Source organism: Spirosoma lacussanchae, from assembly GCF_005870035.1.
Classification (GTDB): domain Bacteria; phylum Bacteroidota; class Bacteroidia; order Cytophagales; family Spirosomataceae; genus Spirosoma; species Spirosoma lacussanchae.
Window position 1 is genome coordinate 43,912 of sequence record NZ_SWJG01000004.1, and the last position, 12,743, is coordinate 56,654.

5 protein-coding genes are annotated in these 12,743 nt (G+C 56.7%); all 5 read left to right on the forward strand.

What is annotated here, in order from left to right:
• The first annotated feature begins 23 nt into the window (after positions 1 to 23).
• Positions 24 to 1,757, forward strand: a complete 1,734-nt coding sequence (locus FBR45_RS16125; protein ID WP_138504145.1) for a tetratricopeptide repeat protein — start codon at positions 24 to 26, stop codon at positions 1,755 to 1,757.
• A 472-nt stretch (positions 1,758 to 2,229) separates the two neighbouring features.
• A complete protein-coding gene (locus tag FBR45_RS16130; RefSeq protein WP_138504147.1) occupies positions 2,230 to 3,384 on the forward strand; it encodes an efflux RND transporter periplasmic adaptor subunit in 1,155 nt (384 codons plus the stop codon).
• A gap of 71 nt (positions 3,385 to 3,455) precedes the next feature.
• Positions 3,456 to 6,674 carry an efflux RND transporter permease subunit gene (locus FBR45_RS16135; protein WP_138504149.1) on the forward strand — a complete coding sequence of 1,073 codons (3,219 nt, stop codon included), beginning with the start codon at positions 3,456 to 3,458 and terminating at the stop codon, positions 6,672 to 6,674.
• Positions 6,652 to 8,109, forward strand: coding sequence for a TolC family protein (locus FBR45_RS16140; protein WP_138504759.1), 1,458 nt, complete (start codon positions 6,652 to 6,654; stop codon positions 8,107 to 8,109). Before FBR45_RS16135 ends, FBR45_RS16140 begins: the two co-directional genes overlap by 23 nt.
• Before the next feature lie 151 nt (positions 8,110 to 8,260).
• Positions 8,261 to 12,340, forward strand: a complete 4,080-nt coding sequence (locus tag FBR45_RS16145; RefSeq protein ID WP_138504151.1) for a hybrid sensor histidine kinase/response regulator — start codon at positions 8,261 to 8,263, stop codon at positions 12,338 to 12,340.
• Positions 12,341 to 12,743: the final 403 nt, after the last annotated feature.

Here is a 12,743-nt window from a genome sequence, read left to right on the forward strand (position 1 = left end):
ATGCTGAATTAACCCTACATGTTATGAAAAACAAGCATCCCATTCCAGGACCACTAGCCGTTATCGGTTTGCTGGTTGTTATACAGGCGTCGGCTCAGACGCCGGCGCCCGATGCACTGACCCTGATGAATATGGGCCGTTTCGACGAAGCCAAGCAGAAACTTCGGCAGGACGCCCAGCAAAGCCCGGGTATGCAGACGTACTTTAACGCTGGGTACGGCTATCTGCGTGCCGGCCAGCCCGACTCAGCCCGCATCTGGTTCGAGAAAGGTGTTCCTTCGGACGAGAAACGGGTACCGCTCAACGAAACGGGTATTGCCATTACCCATCTGGTTCAGAACAACACTACCGAAGCCAGCGCCAAACTGGCCGATGTGGTCAAGAAAAGCAAAGGAAAAAACGCGGACATCCTGTACCGGATCGGCGAAGCCTACACAGGGTATCTTACCCCCGACAGTGGTTCCATTAAGCCTCGTTATCCGCAGGTAGTCAACGCAGCTTCCGCCATCGACTACCTGAACCGGGCTGCCGAGCGGGACAAGAAAAACGCGTCGGTTCAGCTGGCGCTGGGCGATGCGCATTACCTGAATAAAGACGCCGGTACTGCCGTTACCCGCTACGAGAGTGCGCTGGAAATGGGCCTGGATGCCTCCCGGGTCTATCAGCGGATTGGCGATATCTACTGGCAGGGTCGGAATCTGAACCTGTCGGTCGAAAACTACAAAAAAGCCATCGAAGCCAATCCCCGCTACGCACCGGCTTACCGGCAGCTGGCCGAACTTTATTACCTCGTTAATCGCTACAAGGAGGCCGCTAATTACACCGACCAATACATTCGGGTGTCGGGCGATCGGCGGGCCGACATGCTGCTCCGGTCCGCTCAGTTTCATTTCCTGGCCAACAATTTCCAGCAGGCTGTGAACGTCATCGACAGCAACCGGGCTGTGCTGGCTCAGAACCCAATCGTTTACCGCATTGAGGGCTGGGCCTACTCGTCGCTGAAGCAGCCGCGGAAAGCCATTGAAAACATCAGCACCTTTCTTGAAAAAGCACCCCAGAAGGCCATGCCCGACGATTATAAATACCTGGGGCGGGCGTATCTGGCCCAGGAAGGTTTTGCCAATGATTCACTTAAGGCGCAGAACGACTCGGTTGGTATAGCGTACCTGCTCAAAGCGGCCCCGGCCGACACCAGCGAGAACCTCTACAGCGACGTAGCCAAATACTATTACCGGACCAAACAGCACCCACAGGCCGTGGCCGCGCTCGACTCAGCCGCCAAACACGGCTTCAAAGCCGACATGCAGGACCTGTTCCGGTACGGCATGAGCAACTACACCCTCGGGTTTGCCCGCGATAGCCTGGGTAAACTGCAGCGGGACACGCTTCGTTTCGCCAAAGCTGATTCGGCCCTGGCACTGGCGCAGCAGGGTTCGCCCGATTATTCGCCCACGGTACTGTACCGGGCCAAGGCCAACTACTACGCGTATACGCCCGAAGAGGCCGTCAAAAATGGCAAAGCACGTCCCTATTTCGAGCAGTTCATCGGCATGGTTTCCGACAAGGAAGAGGAGCGGAAGCGGTATCAGAAAGATTTGGTACTCGCCTTCAAGTACCTGATATCGTACCACGAACTGGTCACCAAAGACCTAACCGCCCGGGCCGACTGGCTCAAACGCGGACTCAGTCTTCTGCCCAACAATACCGACCTGGCCAAAATTGCCACGGCCGATACCGACGACTCAACCGATCAGTAACGAGTCATTGCCGACTATTCGGCCTGCCCACTCCTCATACGCATACCGGTCTACGACTACGACGGGTTACGTATGAGGAGTTTTGCGTATACAGCCACGGGTAATTCCCGCATCCGGCCCCTATGGAGCACGAGCGCAATTATTAAAAAAGTGCAATTTTTAGAGATATAACATTTGGAAATTTGTCTACTCGCTGTTGCGTTAATTCAGGTGGCAGACTAAGCGACTAATCCGACTGGCAATTAGTACTATACAGTACTTGCCGTGGGGCAGAATGAACTATGAGGAGTTATTCTTATATTTTTCTAATGTAACACTTCTTTTTGTGGTGGTCTCTAAGGGAATTCTAAGTATTTTCTAAGGTCTTCTTTAGTAGTCTTTCCGTATTTGCCACAGTAGAAGCTGTTCAATTTATTCCACAGGATCAGCGGCTTACACCGGCACCTAACTTTTGTCCAGAATAACTCATCTTATGAATGCATCTTCGGGTATCAGTGTCTTTTTCGTGAGCGCTCTAGTGATTTCACTGGCAGGCTGCTCGGCTCGGTCTGAATCGAGCGAAACCAAAGAGACAGCGGAAAAGCCGGCTTTCCCGGTCATCGAGCTTACCAACCAGGACGCCACCCTCGACCATGACTACGCCAGCAACCTCGAAGCGGTACAGAACGTGGAAGTGCGCGCCCGGGTAGCCGGCTACCTCGACAAGATTCTGGTCGACGAAGGGCAACCCGTTCGGAAAGGGCAGCTCATGTTCCAGCTGAACGACGCCGAATACCGCGTAGAAACCGCCCGGGCGCAGGCCAGCCTCGAAAACGCCACCGCCCAGGCCAAAACGGCAGAAGTCGAGATGGAGCGGGTGAAGCTGCTGGTCGATAAAAACATCATATCAGCCTCGGAACTGAAGCTGGCCAGAGCCAAGCGCGAGTCGGCTCAGGCATCGATCAACGAGGCCAAAGCGGCCCTGGCCAAAGCCCGGCTACACGTGTCGCTGGCGGGCGTTAGAGCGCCTTTCGATGGGGTCATCAACCGCATTCCGTTCAAGCCGGGTAGCCTGATCGAAGAAGGTGCGCTGCTGACGACTGTATCCGACGTTCGGGAGATTTACGCCTATTTCAACGTCTCCGAAAAAGAATATCTGGCCTTCGTCAAAAAACGGAAAAGCCCCGACAAGACGACCAGCAAGCAAGTAGACCTGCTGTTAGCCGACGACTCGCCCTATGCCCACAAAGGAAAGATCGAAACGACCGAAACCATTTTTGAAGGCAACTCCGGCACCATTGCCTTCCGGGCCCGTTTTCCGAACCCCAACCGGCTGCTGCGCCACGGCGCTACCGGTAAAGTACGTTTGTCGACCGATGTAGACGATGCCCTGCTGGTTCCCCAGAAAGCCGTGTTTGAAGTACAGGACAAAAATTTCGTGTACGTAGTTGACGCCAACAACAAGGTAAAGACCCGCAGTTTTATTCCCCGAAGCCGGGTCGATCAGTTCTACATTGTTCAGTCGGGGCTGCGTCCCGGCGAGCGGATCGTATACGAAGGTATCCAGAATGTTAAGGACGGCCTGACCATTACGCCCCAGACCTTACCCGCCAACGAACTGCGCGCCCTGTACGCATCGGCCGATTAGTGTTTACCGACCTGCTCCAGTTGGGGCGTCAGGCTCTCCCTCTCGTAACGCGTACATAAAACTCAACGCATATGTTCAAAACCTTCATTAAGCGCCCGCTGCTCTCGACCGTCATCTCGGTCGTGATTGTGTTGATGGGTATACTGGCCCTGACCAGTCTGCCCGTTACCCAGTTTCCGGAAATTGTTCCGCCCTCGGTAACGGTAACGGCGAAATACACGGGTGCCAACGCGGAGGTATCTACCAAAGCCGTGGCTACCCCGCTGGAACGGGCCATCAACGGGGTGCCGGGCATGACCTACATGACATCCATGTCGGGTAACGACGGCACGACCCTCATCCAGGTCTTTTTCAACGTAGGCACCGACCCCGATCTGGCCGCGGTAAACGTACAGACCCGCGTCACCACCGTGCTGGATGAGCTTCCCGAAGAAGTGATCAAAGCGGGGGTGCAGACCGAAAAAGAGGTGAACAGTATGTTGCTTTACCTCAACATTATCAGCGACGACCCTACCGTCGACGAGAAGTTCATCTACAACTTTGCCGACATCAACATTCTGGCCGAACTCAAACGGATCGATGGCGTAGGCTTTGCCGCGATCATGGGAAACCGCGATTATTCGATGCGGGTGTGGCTCAAGCCCGACCGAATGACAGTGTATGACGTCTCGGCCGACGAGGTGATTGCCGCCATCCGGAAGCAGAACGTGGAAGCGGCCCCCGGTAAAGCTGGCGAAAGTGCCGACCGTGACCCCCAGACCCTGCAATACGTGCTGCGCTATACGGGTAAATTTTTCGAGCCCGCCCAGTACGAAAATCTGGTCCTCCGCGCCAATGCCGACGGTTCGCTGCTTCGGCTGAAAGATGTGGCCAGCGTAGAGTTCGGCTCCGTCGATTACGGCGTCCTGTCCAAAACCGACGGACGCCCCTCGGCGGCTATCATGCTCAAGCAGCGCCCGGGTTCCAACGCCCGCGACGTCATTGCCAACGTGAAAGCCCGCATGGCCGAGCTGAAAGAAAGCTCGTTCCCGACGGGCATGACCTATAATTACGCTTACGACGTGTCCCGCTTCCTGGACGCGTCGATCAACGAGGTTATTCATACGCTGGTCGAAGCCTTTATTCTGGTATTCATTATTGTGTTCCTGTTTTTGCAGGACTGGCGGTCAACCCTGATCTGTGCCCTGGCGGTGCCGGTGGCTCTGGTCGGTACGTTTGCCTTCATGAGCATGATCGGGTTTTCGATCAACCTGCTGACGCTGTTCGCGCTGGTGCTGGCCATCGGTATTGTGGTTGACAACGCCATTGTGGTGGTCGAAGCCGTTCATGCCAAGATGACCGAAGAACATCTGTCACCCCGCGCGGCCACGTTCGGAGCTATGAGCGACATTGCCGGCGCTATTGTGGCCATTACGCTGGTGATGTCGGCGGTGTTCGTGCCCGTCGCGTTCATGTCGGGGCCGGTTGGTATTTTCTACCGGCAGTTCTCGCTAACGCTGGCCATCGCCATTGTCATTTCGGGGGTCAACGCGCTAACGCTGACACCCGCCCTCTGCGCACTGCTGCTGCGGCCGGTTCATGGCGAGCAGAAAGGGTTGCTGGGTCGCTTCTTCGCCCGCTTCAACCGGGGCTACGATGCGCTGTCGAATCGGTACCAGCGCCTGCTAAAGCCAGTTCTGAACCGGGGCGTAATCACCTGGGGGCTCCTGTTGCTCTTTATTCTGGGCACCTGGGGGGTCAGTACCATCCTGCCGGGCGGCTTTATCCCGACCGAAGACCAGGGCATGATCTACGTAAACGTCACCACACCCGCTGGCGCCACCGTAGACCGGACCGAGAAAGTGCTGGACGCGATCGAAGAGGTGGTATCTAAAGAAGAATCGGTCGAAAACGTATCGACCCTGGCCGGATTCAGCCTTATGACCGACGGGGCGGGTGCATCGTACGGCATGGGCATGATCAACCTCAAACCCTGGGAAGAACGGTCGGTAACTATGCAGGAACTGATTGAAATCCTAGAAGAAAAAACGAAGCATATTCACGATGCCAGTATCCAGTTCTTCCCTCCGCCCACCGTACCGGGGTTTGGTAATTCGAGCGGATTCGAACTGCGTCTGCTCGACCGGGGCCGTAGTGGCGACCTCCAGAAGACCGCAGAGGTAGCCGACAAATTCATTGACGCCCTGAAGAAACGACCCGAGATCCGGGATGCGTTCACCAGCTTCGACCCGAGTTTCCCGCAATATCTGCTACAGGTAGACCAGGAAAAAGCCGCTCAGAAAGGGGTTTCCATTGACAACGCCATGGGTACGCTCCAGACGCTGATGGGTAGTTACTACGCGTCTAACTTTATCCGCTTCGGGCAGATGTACAAGGTAATGGTGCAGGCCGATCCCAGCTACCGGACCAAGCCCGAAGACGTGCTTAACCTGCGGGTCAAGAATGACCAGGGTGAAATGGTACCCTACTCCAACTTTGTCCGGCTTCAGCGGGTTTACGGACCCGAGCAACTGACCCGGTACAACATGTATACCTCAGCCATGATTAACGGCGACGCGGCCCCGGGCTACAGCAGTGGCGACGCCATTCGGGCCATCGAAGAGGTAGCCGAGACCCAGCTTCCCAAAGGGTTCGGCTTCGAATGGTCGGGTATGACCCGCGAAGAAGTGCTGTCGGGCGATCAGGCCATGTACATCTTCGCCATCTGTCTGTTGTTCGTATACCTGCTGCTGGTGGCCCAGTACGAAAGCATCTTCCTGCCGCTGCCGGTTATCCTGTCACTGCCCACGGGCGTGTTTGGCTCCTTCGCCTTTTTGCAGCTGCTGGGTCTTCAGAACAACATTTACGCGCAGGTGGCGCTGGTGATGCTCATCGGCCTGCTCGGCAAAAATGCGATTCTGATTGTGGAGTTCGCCAACCAGCGACAGAAAGAAGGGCTGCCGATCGTGAAGGCGGCCATGGAAGGAGCCGTTTCGCGGCTTCGTCCGATCCTGATGACTTCGTTTGCGTTTATTGCTGGATTGATCCCACTCTGCATTGCCTCGGGTGCGGGCGCCGTCGGAAACCGGTCGATCGGTACGGCGGCAGCGGGCGGTATGCTGACCGGAACGCTGTTCGGGCTGGTCGTGATCCCGGGTCTGTTTGTCATCTTCGCTAAACTAGCCGAACGATTTGGCTCGAAAACCCCGGTCGACGGTGATCCTGAAGAAACCGATGACCAACTCCACGAAGCCGAATCTGTTCCTGCTTATTCACAAAACCATACCAATGGTGCCGTCATTCATCCCTAAATCATATTTTGTAAGCGCAGGCCGTTTGGCGGCTCTGGCCCTGGTTGTCAGCAGCTGTCAGGTAGCCCGGCCCGTTCAACCCTCTGCGCCCCACCCCCTTCCTGAATCCTTTGCCGGCAGTCAGGATACGACCAGTATTGCCACCCAGGGCTGGCGCACTTTCTTTGCCGACCCCAGTTTGGTGTCGCTCATCGATACGGCCCTGGCGGGTAACCTCGATCTCCGGATCGCCACCCAGCGGATCGAAGTGGCCCGGGCTGCGTTCGACTACAGCCGTGGCTTCCTGGTCCCTTCGGTCAACGCAGTAGCCTCGGCTGGCGTTGACCGCTTCGGCCGAAACACCCTCAACGGCGTAGGTAACTTCGACACCAACCTGTCCGATAATATTCGCGGGGATCAGGTTATTCCGAACCCAACGCCCGACTTTTTCCTGGGCGCCCGCAGCACCTGGGAGGTCGACATCTGGGGAAAACTCAGAAACCAGCGCAAAGCGGCTTACCTGCGCCTGCTGGCCTCCGAAGAAGGACGCCATGCGGTCGTTACCGCACTGGTGTCGGAGATAGCGCGGTATTATTACACCCTGCTGGCCCTCGACGGGGAGCTGGAAATTTTACAGAAGAACATCAACTTTCAGCAAAATGCGCTGGAGTTGGTTCGGGTTCAGAAACAGGCGGGGCGGGTTACCGAGCTGGGCGTTCAGCAGTTTTCGGCTCAGCTCCTCAACACCCGCAGCCGACAGGGCCAGGTACAGCAGCGGATTGTAGAAACCGAGAACCAGCTGAACCGCCTGCTGGGTCGTTTTCCGCAACCCATCGCGCGGGGGCAGTCGCTGCGGGGTCGTGAGTTACCGGGTCAGGTAGCGTCGGGTATACCCGCACGGATGCTTACCCGCCGACCCGACATTCGGCAGGCCGAGCTGGAACTCCAGGCTGCCAACGTCGATATCGACGTAGCCCGGGCCGAGTTTCTGCCCAGCCTGAACCTGTCTGCCTACGTGGGGCTTAATGCGTTCCGCACGTCGGTACTCTTTAATCCGGGCTCCATTGCCGCCGGTATACTGGGTGGTTTATCCGCTCCAATTCTGAACCGTCGCTTTCTGAAAGCCAACTACGGCCAGTCGGTAGCCCAGAGCCGCGAACTGCTGTATCGGTATCACCAGACCGTTCAGACCGGCTTCAGCGAGGTTATTACCAGTCTGCGGGGGGTCGAAAACTACCGCAACGTGGCCGACCTTCAGGCCCAGGAAGTCAACGTGCTCAATCAGGCCGTTACCGTTTCGAACGATCTCTTTGCCGGCGGCTACGCGTCTTACCTCGAGGTCATCACGGCGCAGCGCAGCGTGCTGGAGGCAGAGCTGGCGCTGATCAACACCCGGCAGGCGCAGTTTTTGTCCCTGACCGACCTGTATCGTTCGTTGGGGGGCGGCTGGAACTAGTTAATCCCTGGCCTGCTCAGCAGACAGACCGCATCGAATCGCCCTGGGGCCGTATTCGATGCGGTTTTTTCGTTGCGTAACGACTTAGACCGCTGGACAATACAGGTTAAGTTCTTGATTTTAGTTAAGTTGCGCATCACTCCTCTCCTGTATGCGGCTTATTTACCTTCTGTTGTTTTTGCCTTTTAGCCTGCTGGCACAGCAAACCGGCTGGCAAGAGCTTACTATCTCGGATGGGCTCTCGCAGGGCATGATCTTCGACCTGGCCCAGGACCATAATGGCTATATCTGGGTGGCGACCAAAGACGGTCTCAACCGGTACGATGGCCATAATTTTCGGGTTTTTACCCACGACCCCTACAATCCGTTCAGCCTCTCTGACAATTCCTGCTCGGCCCTGCTCGTTGACCGACACAAACGACTGTGGATCGGCACCCTCACGCGCGGGCTGAACCTGTTCGACGATCGGACGCAACAGTTTTACCACATCCGGGTCAGCGACCAGTCTGGGCCCAATGCTGGCAACTATGACATTCGTGTCATTACCGAAGACCCCGACGGCAACATCTGGATTGGCACCGATAAGAACAAAATTTTTAAGATTACCCTGCCTCGGGACGAACTGCCCGATCAGGCCGACCTCACCGATCGGGTGCAGATTCAGACGCTTGATATCAGCACGACAGCGTCGATGAACACTATTTTTTCGTTCAGTTTTCAGCCCGACGGGCGGGCGTTTCTGGGGGCTGCCTACGGCGTTTACCGGTTCGACTGGCGCCATCCGACCCGAACCTTCGAGCTGGACTTTACCATGAAAAAGACGCTCGACTTTCATGCCGTCTATACCGACCCCGAGCGTGACCTTTGGTTTGCCAGCACCCGGGATCGAATCATCGGCTGGCATAACGGTCAGCAGAAAAGCATTGCGCTGCCCCACAGCAACTACGTTGGCGTGCAGATCCAGTCCATCGACCGCAACACCCTGGCCATTGCCACCCCGGACCACCTCTGGATCATGTCGCCCGCCCAGCTGTTCGGCCAGACCCGACTGTCTCCAGAAACGGCCTTTGTTCCCCTGCCCGCCCACGTTTACTCGATTACCAATCTGCTCCGGGACCGGACCGGCAATATCTGGGTCGGCACGAGCGGCTACGGACTGCGCCGATTTAACCCGATTATCCGTCAGTTCAACTCCTACCTGGCCAACCACTCGCTCTCCAACCTCTTCGTTGACCGGCAGGGCCGTATCTACGCCCGTCATCAGTTTGCCTATGGTCAGCTTGACCGGGCTTCGAACACGCTGCGGCCGTTTCTCGACGAACGACTGGCTGCAACCGACAAGCGAGCGCGTTTCATGATGCAGGACAGCCGGGGGTTCTTCTGGGTATCGAACGTCAATTTCATGACTCATGAGAATCAGCTGTTCAAGTTCTCGCCCGACTGGAAACTCCTTAAGAAATTCCCTCTGCCGGCCAAGGTAACCTTCGGCTTTTACGGCAACTACACCGTAGAAGACAAAGCGGGTAATCTCTGGATCGGGGCCGTAGATGGTCGGCTTCTGACGTTCAACACCCGCACGGAAACGTTTAGTGTTATCAACTACGATTACTTACTACCCCGGAGCGGAGCCGTTATCGAAACCTATGCCCTGCACTTCGACCCGGCGGGAACGCTTTGGATCGGTACCCAGTCAGGTCTGGTTCGCGTTGCGCATCCGCTCGACAAACCCGCGTTCTCAATCCACAAAACCATCCCTACCGACCGGCAAAGCCTGAGCCACGACTTCATCACCTGCCTGATCGACGATCCGCAGCAACCCCAACGCTATTTGTGGGTCGGCACGAAAGGCGGGGGTCTGGAGCGACTCGATAAACAAACCGGCCGTTTCACCCATTTTACCGAGGCCCAGGGCTTACCCAACCGGGTCATCTACGGCCTGCTCTCCGATGCCTCCAGAATGCTGTGGCTAAGTACCAACCGGGGGCTGTCTCAGTTCAACCCCCGCGCCGGTACCTTCCGGAACTTCTCCAAAGCCGATGGCCTGCAGGATGATGAGTTCAACACCAGTTCGTTTTATAAAACCCCAGCGGGTGAGTTGCTCTTCGGGGGTGTCAACGGGCTCAACAGTTTCAGGCCAGAGAACCTCGCTCGCAAAACGGGCCCCGCCCCCCAGGCCCATATCATTGGTCTCAAAGTCAACAATGAAGTGGTTACGGTAGGGAGCGCCGATGGGCTGCTGGCCCAGAGCATCGACTACACGCACCGGCTTGACCTCTCGCCCACCCAAACCCTGCTGACTCTTGAGTTCGGGCTCATGGATTACAGCCACTCAACCCGAAATCGGTACCGCTACCAGCTGGAGGGCATCGACCGAAACTGGGTAGACGCCGGCACCGTTCGGTATGCCAACTACGCTCAGCTTCCCTACGGGCAGTATACATTTCAGATGATGGGGTCGGCCGATGGCGAAGTCTGGAGCAAGCCGGTTACGCTGGTCATATACGTTCAGCCGCCTTTCTACCGAACCTGGTGGGCCTACCTGCTGTACATCGGCCTGCTCCTGCTGCTGGGGTGGTTATTATACCGTTTCCAGCAACAGCGGTGGCTCCTGCGGCAGCAGATTCTGTTCGAGCAGAAAGAAGCGGCCCGGCTGGCTGAGCTGGATGCGTTCAAGACCCAGTTCTTCACTAATATTTCGCATGAGTTCCGGACCCCGCTAACCCTGATCCTGGGCCCCATCGAGCAGGCTATGCACGACTACGCGCACGACGCCCGCTTCCCGCTCGTGCACCGGAACGCTAACCGCCTGCTGAGCCTGATCAACCAGCTTCTGGATATCAGCAAGCTGGACGCTGGTCAGCTCGCTCCCCGACCAGAACCCGGCGATCTGGCCTCGTTCCTGCGATTATTGGCCAGCTCGTACCGGTCGCTGGCCGAAAGCCGGCAAATCCTGTTCAGCTTCGAGCAGAACGAACCCGAACGGTGGACGAGCTTCGATGCCGACAAAATAGAAAAGATCGTCACGAACCTCCTCACCAACGCGTTTAAGTTCACCCCGGCTGGGCATCAGGTCCGGATGCAGGTGCGGTATCCGGCACCCGGTTTGTCGGGCTCCTGGGAGCTTCGGGTCCAGGACACGGGCATCGGAATCGCCCCAACGCACCTGAAGCCTATTTTCGAGCGGTTTTACCAGATTGAGGGCAAGACTGGCTGGCCAATCGAAGGAACCGGCATCGGCCTGGCGCTGGTCAGCGAGCTGGTCGGCGTACTGGACGGCACCATCGACGTAGACAGTACGGAAGGAGTAGGTACAACCTTTACGGTTAGGCTCCCCCTGGTCAACGTCATCCCGCCCCCGGCCGATGCGGCAGCTACTGCCAGCTCCACCCCCACCGAACCGACAAACCGGGTAGTCAGCGAACGAAATCCGGCTCGAAGCGCCCATCGGTTACCCGTCATCCATGACAATCTCCTGCTGATTGTCGACGACAATGCCGATATCAGAGCCTATATCCGTAGTATTTTCGAGAACGACTACCAGGTGCTGGAAGCGGCCGATGGGCTGGAAGGGCTGGCATGCGCTACCACCTGCTTACCCGACATCGTAATCTGTGATCTGATGATGCCCCGGTTCGACGGGCTTAACTTCTGCAGCACTCTAAAGAGCCAGGATTCGACTAGCCATATTCCCATTGTGATGCTGACCGCCAAAGCAACGCCCGAAGACCGAATCGACGGTTTTCGGCGCGGGGCCGATGCGTACCTGACCAAGCCCTTCAACCGGACGGAGATCACAGTGCGGGTGCAGAATCTGGTGCAGAACCAAATTAGGTTGCGCCAGTACCTGACTGGCGACCGCCAGGTACCCAGCCCGGCCCAGGCGCCCATGACGGCCCGGGAACTCGACTTCCTGCAGCGGGTTCGGCTCGCGATCAACAGCCAGCTGCCCAACAGCAGTTTCGATGTTGGCCAGCTGAGCACGATCGTTTCCATGAGTCAGCGGCAACTGGTTCGTAAACTAAAAGCCCTGACTGGCCAGACAGCCGTTGAGTTCATTCGTAACCAGCGACTCGATCATGCCGCCGAGCTGCTGGCTCAGGGTCATTACAGTGTTTCGGAAGTAGCCTATCAGGTCGGTTTTGAGAGCCTTCCGTATTTCACCAAAGTGTTTCAGGATAAATTTGGCCGTTTGCCATCCTCCTACGTGCCAGCCAGACACTCTGGTGTGTGAAGCCGGACTCCTCCAGACTTTTCTTCCGGGTCTGGCATGTGGATGCCGGCCGGGGATGCCAGTATAGCCCGTCGTCGGGTATTATCATCTCAGGAAATAGCTGCTAAACAAAAAGAGCCCCTAACCAGTGGTTGGGGGCTCAGAGGCACTCGTTGCTTGATAAATAAAGAGGAAGGTTGAGGTAAAATCTGCCGAAGCAGACCCGTGGATGAGTTTCCGAAACCGGATGTTCGTCTGAGGAAATACCCTCGTTTGGGCAGAAGGTCAGACGTTGACGAACATTCGCTCAGGAAGCTCTGACAAAGGTAGTTGCCCTACCCGCCAAAATCCTGTCACTTTCCCGCCATAAATTGTCGCTATTGTGCCATAGTATACTGTTTTACAGTAGTATTTTTACGACCCG

Bases quoted from the DNA above. Each gene is read 5' to 3' on its own strand.
- FBR45_RS16140 (WP_138504759.1), top strand. From the start codon at position 6,652: ATGGTGCCGTCATTCATCCCTAAATCATATTTTGTAAGCGCAGGCCGT.
- FBR45_RS16145 (WP_138504151.1), top strand. From the start codon at position 8,261: ATGCGGCTTATTTACCTTCTGTTGTTTTTGCCTTTTAGCCTGCTGGCA.
- FBR45_RS16130 (WP_138504147.1), top strand. From the start codon at position 2,230: ATGAATGCATCTTCGGGTATCAGTGTCTTTTTCGTGAGCGCTCTAGTG.
- FBR45_RS16125 (WP_138504145.1), top strand. From the start codon at position 24: ATGAAAAACAAGCATCCCATTCCAGGACCACTAGCCGTTATCGGTTTG.
- FBR45_RS16135 (WP_138504149.1), top strand. From the start codon at position 3,456: ATGTTCAAAACCTTCATTAAGCGCCCGCTGCTCTCGACCGTCATCTCG.